A 16,705-nucleotide genomic window follows, 5' to 3' on the forward strand; every position below is an offset into this window, starting at 1 on the left:
TTTTTATTTATTCTGACAACTGACCAATGACCAATGACAACTGACAAAATATGGATTTATTGCGATCGCTCCCCCTCGGACTTTACTTAGAAGAACCGCAAACTTGGTTACATAAACTCGATCCGCGAGTGAAGTTAATTTGGTTATTGAGCTTTCTCAGTAGCTATATTATCGCTAACAACTATTGGCGGGTATTACTGGTATTACTGCTAATTACTTTTACTGTATTTGCCAAAATTCCTCTGCGAGTATGGCGACAACAAATGGGCTGGTTATTGGTACTATCATTTATGGTATTGGTTATTGGCGCGATTAGTCCTGATGGATTAGGTGTGAGTTATCAATCCCGTTTACCCGCAAATGAACAAATTCTCACTCAACCAATAACTGATAAAAAGACCCAAGTTACCCCAATAATAGCAGATAGCAATAAAAAATATAGCTATGTGTTATTTCAGAAAGGATTTGTGAAAATAAATCGCCGTTCTTTGGATTTAGCAATTAGCTTGAGTACAATAGTTTTTACATTAATCTACAGCACTAATTTATATTTACTCACAACTGCACCAGAAGAAATTACTTCGGGAATGGAAAGTTTAATGCAGCCGTTGAGAAGGTTCAATATTCCCGTTACAGAAATTACCCTGACTCTAACTTTATCCTTGCGATTTATTCCCCTGGTTTTAGAAGAAATTCAAAATCTAGTTCGTTCCGTGATGACTAGGGCAATTAATTGGAAAAAGCTAGGATTAAAAGGAGGAGCAAAAGTTTGGTTAATTGTGACGGAAAGATTATTAGAAAATCTGCTTTTGCGGGCAGAACAAATGGCAAATGCGATGATGGTAAGGGGTTTTACTAGTCCTAACGAACATCGAGTGAGATGGCAAGAGTTAAAATTAAAAATGGGTGATTGGTTAGCGATCGCCACTTTAATGGTATTTTGGGGGATCAGAATAGCCTTTGGTGCTGATAACGCAGCGTGACTTAAAATTACCGGCGTTGCTGATTCAGAATATGATTTTACCTCACGCAGAGGCGCAGAGTCGCAGAGAGTAAGAGTTTGAAGTCATTGATTTTTCAATTTCATACTTGAGTTCAGCAACGCCAAATTACCTTATTTTTAGTTGGTAGGTTAATATCGTAATTTTCTCTTTTTTTACACTGGTAAGTTCTTTACTTGTCTATTTTTTTTGACAGGTTACAAGAATATAGCTGAGTTTTCGTTTCAGTTACACTTTGACAAGCCTTAAACAACCAGGACTGACCTACTGGCAACATCGCCATAAAGATAGGTAGGGAAAAAGCATAGGATTCACCTGCTAAATAAGAATCCCAAATACGAGTTCCTGACAACCACAAAGCTAAAAAAGTAAACCCACAAGCTACCAATGTTGAGACTTGAGTAGATACTAAGCAACTGAGGACTAATACTGCGGTAAAAAATAATACAGGCAAAAAAGCAATTTGCTGACAAATAGCTAATAATAGAGGTGCTTGACCACCCAAAATATTGAGATTTGCTGCTACCCAAGGATGTACCCCAACATGATATTCTAATGGCTTTACTCCGTCCAAACCTGTTGAAGGTGTATTGAATTTAGCCAGCATTTCCACAATAGCAGAGTGGAATAGTGTATCCCTATGAATAGTATTAGTATAAGCAGCAACATTAGAAAAGAGATGAGCATAGTTATAACCCTACTCCGGCATAATGAACGGGGACAATGGCACGAGTACAGTCCGTAATTGCCGCTTATACGAGGGTTTCGTCTAAGTTTAGGGTATCGGGTCGGATATCAACAAATACGGGAACTGCTCCCCTGAGAACAAAAGCGTTAGCTGTGGAAACGAAAGTATAACTGGGCATAATCACTTCGTCTCCCGGTTCTAAATCGGCTAAAATAGCCGACATTTCCAGGGCTGCTGTACAAGAGTGGGTGAGTAAGGCTTTGTGGCAATTCGTTTGCGCTTCTAGCCATTGATGGCATTTTTTGGTATAGTTCCCGTCCCCAGCCAATTGTCCAGCGTGGTGAGCTTGGCTAATATACCAAAGCTCTTTACCTGTCATATAGGGTTTATTGAAAGGGATTTTATTCATGGGTTTTAATTTTTGGCAGGTTATTTTAAATTGCGAAGTTAAAACTTAATAAGTTAGGTGGAGTTTTATATAGTTTAACTTAATCATGTAAATTGTCTAACCAATTTCGTAGATCTTCCACAGTAGCGAAATCAAATATTGCTTCTGCTAATACTTCAATTACCTCTAGATTTAAACTTTTAACCCGGGTTTCTAATTCCATATCAATATTTCCTACTTTCCTCTTGATTTGACGGACAATTAAATCTTTTTCCTTGGTAATTGCTTCTTGACGACCTTGCTGAATACCTTGTTCAATCCCTTGCTGAATACCTTGTTCAATCCCTTGTTCCATCCAACTAGTAACTATCTGCATAACTTCCTCCTTTTCCGCTGCTATTAATGAACCTATTTCTGCTGCAAATTTCTCTTCTTCTATTTTATTCAGTCGCAAATATGTATCAATAAATCCTGATATCAATTGCATTTTTGCCGGATTTAATTTTAAAGTTACTAACAACCTTAAACACTCTGCTTTCACCTTTGGTCTATCCGCTGGTGCTATATTCATTTTCGACATTAAAGCAGATGCAACTGGATTTTGACTATTTAAAAAGTCTCTCCAATTTAGCTGATTTAGTTGGATGACTTGATAATTAAATTTTAGCACTTCCAAATCAGGAAAGTTGATTTGATAGTTATTTGTGGCTAAGGTTTTGGGAGAAGAATATGAAAAAATGACTATGGGATAAATTGGTAAGTCAAATTTTTCGTGTAATCTGGAAAAATAACGGAACATTCTTTGATTAAATTTCGATTTTGCTCCTGATTCGGCTTCAATGTGAACGAGAAAGTAAGAAGGTTCACCGAGAAATTTGACTTTGGCTATTAAGTCGGTTTCATATTTGTCTCCTGCGGTAACATCTGTAAATATTTCTTTGTCTAATAATGAGACTGAGTTGATATCTATGTATTTAAGAACTTCGGGAAAGAACAGTTCTATAAATTCTATGAAAAATGTGGATATCAATTCTTTAAATAAGCGGTCATGGTCTATTCTTTCACTCATATTTTTGTCACATAAATTCTTTAATTATTGGTATATTTTAACTTAATCATGCAAATTGTCTAACCAATTTCGTAGATCTTCCACAGTAGCGAAATCAAATATTGCTTCTGCTAACACTTCAATTACCTCTAGATTTAAACTTTTAATCCGGGTTTCTAATTCTATGTCAATATTTCCTACTTTCCTCTTGATTTGACGGACAATTAAATCTTTTTCCTTGGTAATTGCTTCTTGACGACCTTGTTCAATCCCTTGTTCCATCCAACTAGTAACTATCTGCATAACTTCCTCCTTTTCCGCTGGTATTAATGAACCTATTTCTGCTGTAAATTTCTCTTCTTCTATTTTATTCAGTCGCAAATATGTATCAATAAATCCTGATATCAATTGCATTTTTGCCGGATTTAATTTTAAAGTTACTAACAACCTTAAACACTCTGCTTTCACCTTTGGTCTATCCGCTGGTGCTATATTCATTTTCGACATTAAAGCAGATGCAACTGGATTTTGACTATTTAAAAAGTCTCTCCAATTTAGCTGATTTAGTTGGATGACTTGATAATTAAATTTTAGCACTTCCAAATCAGGAAAGTTGATTTGATAGTTATTTGTAGCTAAGGTTTTGGGAGAAGAATATGAAAAAATGACTATGGGATAAATTGGTAAGTCAAATTTTTCGTGTAATCTGGAAAAATAACGGAACATTCTTTGATTAAATTTCGATTTTGCTCCTGATTCGGCTTCAATGTGAACGAGAAAGTAAGAAGGTTCACCGAGAAATCTGACTTTGGCTATTAAGTCGGTTTCATATTTGTCTCCTGCGGTAACATCTGTAAATATTTCTTTGTCTAATAATGAGACTGAGTTGGTATCTATGTATTTAAGAACTTCGGGAAAGAACAGTTCTATAAATTCTATGAAAAATGTGGATATCAGTTCTTTAAATAAGCGGTCATGGTCTATTTTTTCACTCATGTTTTTGTCACATAGATTCTTTAATTATTGGTATATTTTAACTTAATCATGTAAATTGTCTAACCAATTTCGTAGATCTTCCACAGTAGCGAAATCAAATATTGCTTCTGCTAGTACTTCAATTACCTCTAGATTTAAACTTTTAATCCGGGTTTCTAATTCTATGTCAATATTTCCTACTTTCCTCTTGATTTGACGGACAATTAAATCTTTTTCTTTGGTAATTGCTTCTTGACGACCTTGTTCAATCCCTTGTTCAATACCTTGTTCCATCCAACTAGTAACTATCTGCATAACTTCCTCCTTTTCCGCTGGTATTAATGAACCTATTTCTGCTGCAAATTTCTGTTCTTCTATTTTATTCAGTCGCAAATATGTATCAATAAATCCTGATATCAATTGCATTTTTGCCGGATTTAATTTTAAAGTTACTAACAACCTTAAACACTCTGCTTTCACCTTTGGTCTATCCGCTGGTGCTATATTCATTTTCGACATTAAAGCAGATGCAACCGGATTTTGACTATTTAAAAAGTCTCTCCAATTTAGCTGATTTAGTTGGATGACTTGATAATTAAATTTTAGCACTTCCAAATCAGGAAAGTTGATTTGATAGTTATTTGTGGCTAAGGTTTTGGGAGAAGAATATGAAAAAATGACTATGGGATAAATTGGTAAGTCAAATTTTTCGTGTAATCTGGAAAAATAACGGAACATTCTTTGATTAAATTTCGATTTTGCTCCTGATTCGGCTTCAATGTGAACGAGAAAGTAAGAAGGTTCACCGAGAAATTTGACTTTGGCTATTAAGTCGGTTTCATATTTGTCTCCTGCGGTAACATCTGTAAATATTTCTTTGTCTAATAATGAGACTGAGTTGATATCTATGTATTTAAGAACTTCGGGAAAGAAGAGTTCTATAAATTCTATGAAAAATGTGGATATCAATTCTTTAAATAAACGGTCATGGTCTATTCTTTCACTCATGTTTTTGTCAAATCCTCCGGTTATTTTTTGTAAGCAATTACTAATAAAGAACCACCCCAAGGAAAGGAAAAACCTAATGTCAAAAACCAGCGTTCCATATCAAGGATTTTCTCTAAGAGGTAATTTAAAAATCCGCTAATTTTCAGTTCGCTGGTGGGGTCATAATCTTTGGAGTTGGAGCGATTGTTGATGCGATAAATTAGCATTAATGGTAATAAGAAAGAAACAAAGGATGTGACTCTAACTACTTTAAATCCTGCTTGTTTTAATTTAATGATTAAATCTTTTTTAACGTAGCGACGGACATGATGAGCATGAGTATCAGCTTGACTCCATAGCCAAGGATGTTGAGGAACGGTCAGTATGATAAGCTGTTGTGCAGCTTGATACATTTTTGCTAGAACGTCTGTATCTTGTTCTATGTGTTCAAGAACGTCAAAAGCTCCAATAATATCAAATTCCTCAGCAAAGGGGATATTCCGAGCATCCATTTGAAATAGAGTTGTTTTACATAGACGTTCTCTAGCAAATTCTAACCCTGCGGTAAATATTTCACTACCTGAACAGGTAAGATGAGAGAGATTTTTTTCAATTCCTTGCAGGACAAAACCAGTTCCGCAACCAATTTCTAGGAAGTTTTTGGCTTGGGGAAAATAATGTTTTATGGCGTAAATTATCAGCCGATTTCGGGAACGAAACCAGAAGTTTTTGGCTTCTAATTGTGCTAATTTAGGAAAAAATTCAGCTTCAAATCCAGCACTTTCCGCAGCCAGTTCTGGTGCAAAGGTCAAGTGTCCATTTAAGGATGGGGGGGTATATCCACAAGCTGGACAATGCCAATTTTCTTGGTTAAAATGGTGGTGACATTGAGGGCAGATTTTCATGGTATTTTTATTGAAAAAGCGTGGTAATTCAACTTTTGCAGACACCGCAGCTTACTAAATATCCTCCTCTGGTAAATACTGGGGATTTAAAACATTAGCACTATTAAAAGGGCAAATTTCCGGGAAAACATGAATATCTATTCCTGTTTCTTGAGAAGCAATTAATCTGGCATCATGATAACATTCATCAAATACCTCTTCCAAGTATCTCTTTAAGCTAGGACTTTTTTTTAATGACTTGTTTAAACGCAAAGAATGTTCAGTAATTGACGCTTTCCAACTATTAGAGCGTTTTTGTGGTTGATATTTCCACTTGAGTAAATGTTGAAAAACTCTGATCAGATTACTCTCTAAAGCATCTTTACGATTATTGCCCATGTCCTCAATTTCTTCGATAAGATTCTGAATATCCAACTGAGCAAACTCTCCTTTTTCTAGCAGGTTTACGGTTTGTTCTATCCACAAATTGAAATCAGATTCATAGAGAGGTTTTGTGAGTTTCATCATTTTTCAGAATGTACAGATAGTTGAGTAAAGCTAATGCTTATTGATTTTTTAACTAAGAGGGCGTTTAAAAAGTCATGATTGATGTATACTAAACACGGGTGAGATTTAAACTTTTACAGTGGAAAAAATATTATGTTCGTTTTGCTTGTATCAGATTCTACTTTGCACTAATTTGTCATTCAACTCGTTGTCCAAGTACCGCTAGAGTTGATTCCATTGTAGATAATTTTGTGGACTGGTGGGGATTTAGAATCTGTTTTACTTCCTTTTCATGAATATTGAGAGTAGATACAAGTTCAACTTTACGCATTGCTAGATATAGCGTAGATTTTAGTGCTGTCCGCGCTGGTACTCAGGGGAAACGCATCTAAATTTTATTGACAGAACACCATTTTTGTGTATAAACGAAAGAATCGGTATTTATCGTTTGATTGATTTTTTCAGAGTCATCGTGATGGTTTAAATTATTGTCAATAAGTAGACGTTAATGCAAATGTTTGAGTCATTATTGAGATTAAATAGTCCTTATTGATAAGATGCGTTTCCCCTGCGCTGGTACTAATCATCAAAGGGAAGAGCGATGGATTTTTCGACGTTGCTGATTAAGGGTATGAATTTTAGTCTCACGCAAAGGCGCAAAGACGCACTGAGGTTTGAGTTTTAAAGATTCAATTTGGGAATTTCATACCTCGATTCAGCAACGCCGATTTTTCTAAGCAGTCAGCAGCCTCGTTTTGTTCTAGAGAATCTCCGTAAAATAATTTGTCAGTTTTCATTGAAAGAATAGGTAAAAGTGTTTCTATTTATCAATACCTTGTCCATTTCCTGGTTTGTTAGGTTAAGCGACAGCGCAACCCAACGCATTTGTTGGGTTTCATGCTTCAACCCAACCTACAAATCAAGGCTTTTTCTAATTTGGACAAGGTATTGATTTATAAATTAATTTATCCAAACCTTGATCTAAACTTAGATAAAGGAATTAAAGATTTATTTTCTTTATCATCCATCAGTTTTTGTATTTTCAACAATCCTTGTCCACAAACAACTATAGGCTGTGAGTTTTCTATGAAGATAACTTTCCCGGGTGTACGATTTTCAATTACAACATCTTTTACTATTTCAGCTTCTAAAATTCTAACTAAATCACCATTTAGTGTTGTAGCAGCGCCCTTATATGGATAACCCACAGCATCAATAAATCTTTTTAATTTGAAAAACAATCAAATTGCTATTATCCGTATTAATAATCCATCGCCAAGATACAGCTATTGCGTATTGAGTTGTTATTTCTCCAAAGTCTTTTCTGTCGACAAAATGAATATAATTATCTTCACATAAACACTTTATTTCTGAGTAGAAATCTTTTTGCAGTTGTGAGTCACGAGAACCAATGACTATTTCAATATTATGTTTAAATTTGGTTAATAGTTTCTGTAAAACTCTATAACCTTTTTCTGTCATTGCAAAAATTGTTATTTTATTTTCGGTTTTCATTTTCATCAAAATCTAAATTTTTAGTTTTATTTCTGACTAAATATAAAGGTCTTTTCTTGATTTCATCAAAAGTTTTCCCCAAATAAACGCCTAAAATTCCTAAAATAGAAATAATAATTCCTCCCAAAAAATATAGGGAAACAATAATACTACTCCAACCTGTTACAGTTGCACCATAAACCAAAACTTCAATAAGTATATAAAGTCCATAAATAAAAGCAAAACTAGAAATGATAAAACCTAGTTTAATGGCTAATCTCAAGGGTTTATCAGAATAAGCTATAATTGTTTCACTAGCTAATTTCCATAATTTAGCAAAGGTATAGGTACTTTTCCCAGCAAAGCGTTCTTCATGGAAAACATCAATACTAGCAGTAGGAAATCCCATCCAATCTACTAAACCTCCAAAAAATCTCAGTCGTTCACGCATTAGACAAAAACTCTGGGCAACTTGTCGAGATATTATCCGAAAATTGCCAACTTCACCATCATATTGCAGTTCAGTAAAATAATTGAAAATCTGGTAAAATAGCCATGATGTCACTCGTTTTAAAGGAGAATCTTTTCGTTTTCCCCTCCTAGCTAAGACAACATCATAACCTTCTTGAGCCTTGGCATAAAGTCTGGGAATTTCTTCTGGCCTGTCTTGCAAGTCACAATCCATAACTACAACCCAGTCACCATCACAATGGTCTAAGCCTGCGGTTATACCATAATGTTGACCGAAATTCCGACTAAATTGAATTCCTTTTACCTGTGAGTCACTGTTAGCTAATTCAGTAATTATATCCCAAGAGCGATCGCCCCCACAATCCTCAACTAAGATTAATTCAAAGTCTTGTGTAATCGTCTCTAATGAATCCGCAAAACGCTTATACAAAACTTACAAACAGTCTTCTGCTTTATAGACTGGGATCACCACCGAAATGTGAGGCATAATCTAAGCTAGTAGATTTACTGGAAAGTCAATAAGCAATACAATACTATACTGCCACATTGTGCTAATATAATTCTTAACATATTGTAACATTTTTATTAAGGGTATAGCTAAACCTCCTCTTGGTAAGGAAGAGAATTTTCCGGTTTCCCCTTTTGGTAAGGGGGATTAAGGGGGATAATGTGGGAATCAGAGTTCCAGCATTAGTTTTATACCTCATTTACCTGGGAGAAAATTATTTTTTGGTGCTGAAGATGGTGGTGAACATCATCAACATTCCCCCTATCAAAATAGCGATCGCTAATCCTCCAGCCACTAAATCCAAAGTATTATTATCTATGGTCATATTATTCTCATCCAAAATTAGACATTATAATTTATGAACTCTCAACCAGAAGAAGATTTACAACGTCGTCTCCAAAACCTAGCAGCAGAAATCAAATCTGCCGGTGTAAATGCTCGTCAATCAGAAACAGAGACACCTGTAACTAGCGTTACTCAATGGAAGTTATATTTAGAAAAGTCCAGAAATTGGTTTAATGGCTTATCAACAATTAAAAAGCTGGTAGTGACAGGTATAGTCATGTTGATAACCATTTGGATGTTGCAAACAGTATTTGCTCTAGTTGCTTCTGTAATTAGTCTGGCGGTTTTGGCAGTGTTAGTGTATCTTGGATACAAATTTTTTATTGCTAATGGACAAGGAAAATAAGCAATAGCCTATTTGAGTCATGCCAATGGTGGCGTAAAAAAATCACAGGTAATTATGCAATGGCGAATCCAATGATCGGCAAAAGTAGTAGTCAGTCTAGCCGCCCCAAAGAACCGAAAAAATCTAAGATTACACCATTAGCAACGAGGCGCTTTGTAGCTTGGACGGTGGAAATAACACTCTTTATTGCCAGTGGGTTAGTTCCTTATAGTTTAGGCGTATATGTAAATTCTCGTAGTGAGATTCGGCGAGTGCCGCTGAATCCTGTCTTGGTAGTCACAGAAAAAGCGATCGCTAGACCACTAGCATTACCCATCAGTTATGGTATTCGCAACGTCGCCTGGCCGACCAATATCCTGTGGACATTAGCCCTATTATTGCCCACAAGCCTCTGTGGGTGGCAATTGTATTTACTGGCTAAAACAGGCAGCACCATTCCCAAACGGTGGTTTGGTGTGCGAGTCGTAAACGAAGCTGGAACAGCCCCAGGTTTAGGCGCAGTCATAGTTAGAGAAGGATTAGGACGTTGGACAATCCCAGTTTCCGTCGCATATCTACTTTGGCGTTACAGCTTTGTTTTCCCCAACTTGGCTCTGTTTACATCTTTAACAATGTTAATGATCTTAGCAGAATCAAAAGGCTGTCCTAACCAAAAGCGTCCCCGCTCTTTCCATGATCAACTTGCAGGGACATATACAATAGATGCAACCAGCACTGTTATTCCTCCTGGGGAGCATTCAACAATAACCGAAAATAATGTAGATAGTTCACAATCTCCTTCCCCTGCTTCCCCCAGAAATAATCCTAGTATCAGCCTGTTTTTAGTAGGGTTAACTAGCATGATTGCTGTGTTATCAACCTTAATAGGTACACAAATCTACATCCAAACCCAAGAAAGCCAACGGAGAAGCGAACAAACTAATAGTCAAAAGTTCCTTGAACTCATCAAAGCACTCAATCCCAACAACGGTGTTACCAACGAAGACCGCCAAAGAGTTATTTTAGCCTTGGGTAGTGTTGATGATAAACAAGCCATCAAATTATTAATTGACTTATTAGTTAAAGAAACAGACCCCAAAACCCTGGATACCATTCAACAAGCCTTAACTAATGCTGGTTTTAAAGCCATCCCCGAATTAAATCGGATGAATCAGTTTCTCGCTGGAGAACTAGCATCTGTGGGTAAAAGTCCCAATGGGGAAATTAGACAAAATCAGTTAATTCTCACCCAGCAGGTAATTAATAAAATTCTGGCTATCTACAGTGGCAAAATTAACAACATTGACTTGAGCAATGCTCAATTAGGTTCTCAAGCATCTGGGGAAAAGCCCTTATTTAACTTGGTATTAAATAACGTTGATTTATCAGGAGTCGTCTTGAAATCAGCAAACCTTAACCAAGCTAACTTCCAAGGTAGCCGTTTTCGCAGCGTTGGTGAAGATGGACGTTGGGATACTTATGATGATGCGATCGCTGATTTAAATAACACTCAACTAAAGCGAGCTAACTTAAGTAATACCAACTTGAGTCGGGTTTCCATGAGTCGTAGTGATTTAAGTAGGGCTAATCTTAACAAAGCCAACTTATCATACACCCGTTTATTTGGGACTAATCTCAGTAGTACCCAGTTAGTAGGTACAGATTTACGAAATGCAATTTTAGAAAATGCCAGCCTTACAAATGCAGATTTAAGCAACGCTAACTTAACAGAAGCAAATTTATATGCCGCCAATTTAGTCCGGGTTTCTGCCATTGGTACACAATTAGCCTACGCGAATTTAACTAAAACGGACTGGCAAGGTGCAGATTTATCGGAAAGCTATTTAGATTATGCTAATCTCAGTCATGCTAACTTAAGTGCTACTCGACTCACTGGCGCTAGTTTACGCTCGACTAACTTAGAAAACGCTAATTTGCGAAGTGCTGATTTAAGTCGTGCTGACTTACGAGGAGCAAATGTCGCTGGAGCAGATTTTCAAGGCACAATTCTCTTTGTTGGTAAACAAAATCTAGCAGATCAGTTTGTGGAAACACCTGATATTGGTTCTCAAAGTGCCTCAATTAAAGGAGTAGATTTCAGTCAAGCTAAAAATTTAGATCCGCAACAATTGGCATTTATTTGTACTCAAGGTGGACTAAATTCCCGTTGTCCATAATCACATGAAAGGATGTTTGAAAAGTATTATTCTGTGATTTTTAGCACAGTTATACCCCACTTAACCCTCCCATTATGAACTACGGTGTACACACAAGTCGGAAATTTCCTGTTGGTTACCATAAAACCCCTCCCCGCTCTTCGAGAGGGGAACTGGATTTTCAATAGATTCTTTCTCGTTGTAGAAAACTCGCTTTGGGTAAGGATGTGTGTACACCGTAGCCTTGATAAGGGGGGATTAAGGGGGGTAATAAATATTTGGTACATCATCAGGGACTTTTAAAACACCCTCTGACAAGAATAAGATTTTCAGTAAACCTCTTACCTAAGTTATATTAAATTCAGAGTGTGTCAGGAGTAGGCTAATGAAACGTTTTCAATATTGGCTTGGGATAATCGGAATCGGAACAGTTGTGAGTTTAGTGGTAAACTCTCAACCAGCACAGGCACAAGTAGCTTATGGCAGTTATGTTGGTATTGGTCCGACTGTGGGGTTGACAGATGGTACTCAATTGGGCGGAGTCCTGGCTTTTCGCTACAAATTACTAGAAACACCCATTTCTTTCCGCACTCAAGCTTTAATTGGTAGGGGAACAGCAGTAGTTCCGACTGTTTCCTATGACATCCCCCTCAACTGGCAAACTGATGCTTATTTAGGTGCTGGTTTAGTCTTAACTAGTGGTGATACGCCTTCCCCTGTTGGTAATAAAATTAGCTTTGCTCTGCAACCGGGAATTGACTATGTTATTCCTAATAGTAATACTGTGATTTTTGGTAATGCTATTATTGCCTTTGATGCCTACCGAAATACTGGTGGTACAGCTTTATCTTTACAAGGTGGAGTTGGGTTAAAATTTTAATTCTTAATTGGTAAAAATTTTGTAACCTTTTGATTTTTAATGTTGAATTTTGGAAAAGATGGTGCTAAACCGAGAGAAAATAGATTTTTACTTAACAGACATAGAAACTCCTATAGGTAAGGTAATTAGTGTAGCTATTTCTCTGTTGGTTTTAGTATCATCAGGAATTTTCGTGGCGGAAACTTATGATCTTTCTCAAGAGGCTCGCTGGGAGTTAAGAGTATTAGATAATTGTGTATTAATAATTTTTGCTGGAGAATATTTACTGCGCTTATGGAGTACAAAAGATAGAATTAAATATATTCTGAGTTTTTATGCAATTATTGATTTAATCTCAATTTTGCCATCTTGTATAGGATTAGTAAATACTAGTTTTATCCGGCTATTACGTTGGTTTAGAATCTTGCGTTTGCTGAGATTTATTGATAAAAAGTTTCTAATTGGTAGTATCAGTAATCAAGATAGTGTAATTTTTGCGAGAATATTATTTACTTTATTTGCGATAGTTTTTATTTTTTCTGGGTTAATTTATCAAGTTGAACATCCAGTTAATCCCCAGAATTTTGATACTTTTTTAGATGCTTTTTATTTCTCAGTTGTGACAATGACAACCGTGGGATTTGGTGATGTGATACCAATTTCTGAGTTAGGGCGCTTACTAACGGTATTGATGATTTTAACAGGCGTGGCTCTGATTCCTTGGCAGATTGGTGACTTAATTAGACGATTGGTAAAAACGGCAAATCAAGTGGAAACTGTTTGTCAAGGGTGCGGTTTAGCTTTTCATGATGCAGATGCCGAATTTTGTAAAAGGTGCGGTAAACAATTGTAGTAGCTATTAGAACTACATGGGGGTAAAATCACAGTCAGTAGGGGCGCAGGGTCTGCGCCCAGTCAGGGTTTGGGCGAATTTTCTACAGCAGGGGATTCAAAATTCACGTCTTCATAGACATCTTCTATAGGACAGTGAAAATCTACACTGGCTAAATGCACATTTTCTCCCTGTCCATAACTATAAAATACCCATTGTCCCTCGGAATTACGACGGAAAATTTCTACATTTCTTCGCGTTTGACTTACTAATACATATTCTTGAAGTGATTCTAAGTGGCGATAATCAGCAAATTTATCACCTCTGTCAAATGCTTCTGTGGTGGGAGATAGGACTTCGATAATTAAACAGGGATAACGCAAAAAGTTATGAAAGGCTTTATCTTTTTGGTCACAACTGACTATGACATCGGGATAGTAATAAGTATTAATTGATTCAATGTGTGCTTTAGTATCGGCAATGTAGGCTTGACATCCACTACCACGTAGATGATTTCTCAGCATTGAAGCAATATTGAGCGTAATAACTACATGAGTATTACTAGCCCCTGCCATTGCGTAAACGTCTCCGTCTCTGTATTCATGCTTGATAGGGCTGGTTTCTTCCCCTTGGAGATATTCTGTGGGGGAAAGATAGTTATAGCTGGGAGTTGCAATCATAGAAGATGACCTAATCTGATTTGTGTTTTATCTAAGTTCCTCGTTATCTAGTTTAGGCTAAAAAATGAATTTGACATCGGATTGAATATTATTAAATTGATTAAGGGCGCAGGCCCTGCGCCCCTACGGGTTCATTAATTTGCTGGTAATTGTGGGTGTGTTGCTGAATATTTGCTGACTATGGCAGACACTTCTGGGTTATAAAGTCTGAGATAATTCCAGTAGTTGCCAAAAACTTGGCGGACGTAATTTCTTGTTTCGTCAAAAGGAATTTCTTCGACAAATTCATCGGGATCTTGTTTGGGTATGGTTTGTAGCCATTTGGCGACGTTGCCGGGTCCGGCATTATAACTAGCGATCGCTAACATGGAATTATTGCCATACTGTTGATGAGTATGATCTAAATACCAAGTCCCCAACATAATATTATCGTTAGGATTTTCTAGGTTGAGTTTTTTGAAATCTAACCCGATTTGTGGGGCTATCCATGCCCCTGTACTGGGCATAACTTGCATTAAACCTGTTGCACCGACGGGGGATTTAATTTTGGATTGAAAGCGGGATTCTTGCCGCATTAAAGCTGTAACTAACAGAGGATTAAGTTGACGGGAAGTAGACCATTTTTCAATTTCTTGAAAATAAGGAAAAGGATAACGGGCTTGCCAGTAGATGGGTTGTTGACTTAAAGCTGCATATTCGGCTTTTTCAGTGGGGGTTTCTCGGTCTTCCAATTTAGCGATTTTGTCAATACCAATGAGATATTCACCCTTAGTTAATCTCATCAACCCTTCGGTAAACTGTTCAGCAACACTAGGCTGTTTTTTATTTTTAAATTCTGTTTCCCATTGCCACCAAGCATCACGATCTTGTCCTAGTAAATACAATTCATGGAAAGTCTGAGAACCGGCGGGAGGAACAGGACGTTGGGGGGGAATAATTGCCGGATTCATCACGCGCAAAGTATTAAAATTCCCCACATTTAAACCCAAAATACTGGCAGAACGCCAGGCATAATAAGATTGAGGAAATTCACTAATTACAGATTTATAAGCAGTAATAGCTTCCTGTTGTTTGCCTAGTATTGTTGCCCATTTGCCCACCCAAAATCCGGCTCTAGGAGCTAAAATGCTAGTTTTGTTATTAATAGTAATTGGTTGCGCCCATTGCCATGCTCCTAAATAATCATTGTTTTTGGCTTTATTTTGGGCGATTTTCCAGCGAAATTCTGCGGCTTCATCGGTGCTGCTATATTTTCCTAGCAATAATTTCTCTGTCGTATTAGCTGATTTATTATCTTTGAGAGATTCTAAAAGTTTGGCTTTTTTAACTAATGCTGGAGGTGCTTGATCGGGAAAATTACTAATTATTTGGTCAAGATAGATAATGGCATCTTTACCTTTAGCAATATCGGCTAATCTTGATAGGGCGGTTGCTGTTTCTTTGGCGGTGGGAAATTTTTGTAATAGTTGTTTATAAACTACAATGGCTTGATCTTGCTCTTTATTTAATTGTAATCCTCTGGCGATACGATAGAGGCTAATGGCTGTTTTTGGGGCTTGAATGTAAGCATTTTTAGCTTTGGTAAACTCATTGTTATCCCAGTAGACTGAACCGATGAGTTCCCAATCTGTGGGTTTGAGTTGTGGCTGTTTTACCAATTGATCTAATACGCCCACAATCCCCGGCTCGTCTGCGGCGTATTGAGCCAAGATTAATTGTAATTTGGGTTGATTTGGATTATCGTTTAACCGTTTGCGGATAATTTCCCAGGTGAGGGGATGGGAGGGAAATTGAGCGATCGCTTGATCTGATAATTTTGGTTGGGCGATCGCATATATAGCCTTGACTACGGCTGCTTCTTTGCCATATTCTTTTACCACCTTGCGGCGCAAATCGGAAGCTTGCTTATCTGCACCTAAAATATCATGAGCCTGGGCTTGTTTAAGTAAAATATAAGGTGCTAATACAGGATAATCTTTTTCCAGTCCTGTCAATAGACTCAGGGCTTTTTTGCCTTGGGAAGTTTCTACATAATCACAAGAGAGTAGATAACGGGCGCGTTCCCGATCTGGGGAACTGCCTTTTTCAGCAATTTCCGTGAGTTTTGTTAATCTTTCTGGTACAGATTGAGACAATAGCGAAAAGACAACTGACTTAACTTTTGCAGCCTCAGATAGTTTTTCCGGCTTACGCTGACCCAAGTTCAACCATTGACTGACGGTTTTGCTGGCTTGGGGGGCTGATACCATTGCCCCGGCTAAAAAGGCACATAGTCCAGCACCAGCAAGTAGATAAATTTGTGTTTTCTGTAGTTTTTTCAACATTGATACTCGCTGTTTGCCTAGCGTCTCACGGAGAAAGTTGACGATTAGATGAATATTTTGGCAACTTTATCATTAGGGTAACACCCCTCACCAAGTTTTACGCCTATGATGCCAGACTTTCCGCCAGTTTATACAAATGTAATCTCTCTTTAATTTTGTGGTGACAGATTGTAGGGTTGGGGTCTCCCCGCCCTCATTGGTGTCAACTTAACGTAAAACCCATAGCCCACCTG

18 protein-coding genes are annotated in these 16,705 nt (G+C 37.2%); 5 read left to right on the plus strand and 13 right to left on the minus strand.

The annotated features are described in order from the left end of the window. The first annotated feature begins 50 nt into the window (after positions 1–50). On the plus strand, positions 51–983 hold the full coding sequence (locus AA650_RS05970; RefSeq protein ID WP_053538347.1) for an energy-coupling factor transporter transmembrane component T family protein: 933 nt from the start codon (positions 51–53) through the stop codon (positions 981–983). A gap of 190 nt (positions 984–1,173) precedes the next feature. Here the strand turns inward: AA650_RS05970 and AA650_RS05975 are convergent, their stop codons facing one another. The 11 genes from AA650_RS05975 to AA650_RS06020 all read right to left on the minus strand — a co-directional run bounded on the left by AA650_RS05975 (position 1,174) and on the right by AA650_RS06020 (position 8,873). Beyond that, positions 1,174–1,608: a hypothetical protein gene (locus tag AA650_RS05975; RefSeq protein ID WP_053538348.1), complete on the minus strand. Its 435-nt coding sequence runs from the start codon at positions 1,606–1,608 to the stop codon at positions 1,174–1,176. A 145-nt stretch (positions 1,609–1,753) separates the two neighbouring features. Further along, a complete protein-coding gene (locus AA650_RS05980; protein WP_199924391.1) occupies positions 1,754–2,098 on the minus strand; it encodes an aminotransferase class I/II-fold pyridoxal phosphate-dependent enzyme in 345 nt (114 codons plus the stop codon). Between the two features lie 79 nt (positions 2,099–2,177). Next, the gene (locus AA650_RS05985) at positions 2,178–3,146 is read right to left on the minus strand and encodes a DUF4351 domain-containing protein (RefSeq protein ID WP_053538349.1); all 969 of its coding nucleotides are present in this window, start codon (positions 3,144–3,146) and stop codon (positions 2,178–2,180) included. Positions 3,147–3,188: 42 nt separating this feature from the next. Beyond that, positions 3,189–4,121, minus strand: a complete 933-nt coding sequence (locus AA650_RS05990) for a DUF4351 domain-containing protein (RefSeq protein ID WP_053538350.1) — start codon at positions 4,119–4,121, stop codon at positions 3,189–3,191. A 42-nt stretch (positions 4,122–4,163) separates the two neighbouring features. Further along, positions 4,164–5,108 carry a DUF4351 domain-containing protein gene (locus AA650_RS05995; RefSeq protein ID WP_053538351.1) on the minus strand — a complete coding sequence of 315 codons (945 nt, stop codon included), beginning with the start codon at positions 5,106–5,108 and terminating at the stop codon, positions 4,164–4,166. Between the two features lie 20 nt (positions 5,109–5,128). Next, a complete protein-coding gene (locus AA650_RS06000; RefSeq protein ID WP_081424349.1) occupies positions 5,129–5,992 on the minus strand; it encodes a class I SAM-dependent methyltransferase in 864 nt (287 codons plus the stop codon). Between the two features lie 54 nt (positions 5,993–6,046). Continuing rightward, entirely contained in the window at positions 6,047–6,499 is a 453-nt protein-coding gene (locus tag AA650_RS06005; RefSeq protein WP_053538352.1) for a DUF29 domain-containing protein, read from the minus strand. A 175-nt stretch (positions 6,500–6,674) separates the two neighbouring features. Next, positions 6,675–6,809: a hypothetical protein gene (locus tag AA650_RS29065; RefSeq protein ID WP_257720896.1), complete on the minus strand. Its 135-nt coding sequence runs from the start codon at positions 6,807–6,809 to the stop codon at positions 6,675–6,677. Positions 6,810–7,443: 634 nt separating this feature from the next. Beyond that, the gene (locus AA650_RS06010; RefSeq protein ID WP_053538353.1) at positions 7,444–7,719 is read right to left on the minus strand and encodes a hypothetical protein; all 276 of its coding nucleotides are present in this window, start codon (positions 7,717–7,719) and stop codon (positions 7,444–7,446) included. Next, positions 7,691–7,993, minus strand: a complete 303-nt coding sequence (locus tag AA650_RS06015) for a hypothetical protein (protein ID WP_168637152.1) — start codon at positions 7,991–7,993, stop codon at positions 7,691–7,693. The genes AA650_RS06010 and AA650_RS06015 overlap by 29 nt, the downstream gene beginning before the upstream one ends. Continuing rightward, positions 7,977–8,873, minus strand: coding sequence for a glycosyltransferase family 2 protein (locus AA650_RS06020; RefSeq protein WP_199924392.1), 897 nt, complete (start codon positions 8,871–8,873; stop codon positions 7,977–7,979). Before AA650_RS06020 ends, AA650_RS06015 begins: the two co-directional genes overlap by 17 nt. A 436-nt stretch (positions 8,874–9,309) precedes the next feature. On the opposite strand from AA650_RS06020, the gene AA650_RS06030 reads away from it, so the two are divergent. From AA650_RS06030 to AA650_RS06045, 4 genes are all read left to right on the plus strand, one after another. Beyond that, on the plus strand, positions 9,310–9,642 hold the full coding sequence (locus AA650_RS06030) for a hypothetical protein (protein WP_053538356.1): 333 nt from the start codon (positions 9,310–9,312) through the stop codon (positions 9,640–9,642). A 59-nt stretch (positions 9,643–9,701) separates the two neighbouring features. After that, the gene (locus tag AA650_RS06035) at positions 9,702–11,798 is read left to right on the plus strand and encodes a pentapeptide repeat-containing protein (protein ID WP_053538357.1); all 2,097 of its coding nucleotides are present in this window, start codon (positions 9,702–9,704) and stop codon (positions 11,796–11,798) included. A gap of 364 nt (positions 11,799–12,162) precedes the next feature. Then, the gene (locus AA650_RS06040) at positions 12,163–12,657 is read left to right on the plus strand and encodes a hypothetical protein (RefSeq protein ID WP_053538358.1); all 495 of its coding nucleotides are present in this window, start codon (positions 12,163–12,165) and stop codon (positions 12,655–12,657) included. A gap of 58 nt (positions 12,658–12,715) precedes the next feature. After that, on the plus strand, positions 12,716–13,489 hold the full coding sequence (locus tag AA650_RS06045; RefSeq protein WP_053538359.1) for an ion transporter: 774 nt from the start codon (positions 12,716–12,718) through the stop codon (positions 13,487–13,489). Positions 13,490–13,551: 62 nt separating this feature from the next. Here the strand turns inward: AA650_RS06045 and AA650_RS06050 are convergent, their stop codons facing one another. Together AA650_RS06050 and AA650_RS06055 are read right to left on the minus strand one after the other, a co-directional pair. Continuing rightward, the gene (locus AA650_RS06050) at positions 13,552–14,148 is read right to left on the minus strand and encodes a Uma2 family endonuclease (protein WP_027401978.1); all 597 of its coding nucleotides are present in this window, start codon (positions 14,146–14,148) and stop codon (positions 13,552–13,554) included. A gap of 134 nt (positions 14,149–14,282) precedes the next feature. Then, positions 14,283–16,472 (minus strand): transglycosylase SLT domain-containing protein, encoded by a 2,190-nt coding sequence (locus AA650_RS06055; RefSeq protein ID WP_053538360.1) that lies wholly within the window; start codon positions 16,470–16,472, stop codon positions 14,283–14,285. Positions 16,473–16,705: the final 233 nt, after the last annotated feature.

Source organism: Anabaena sp. WA102 (assembly GCF_001277295.1).
GTDB lineage: Bacteria > Cyanobacteriota > Cyanobacteriia > Cyanobacteriales > Nostocaceae > Dolichospermum > Dolichospermum heterosporum.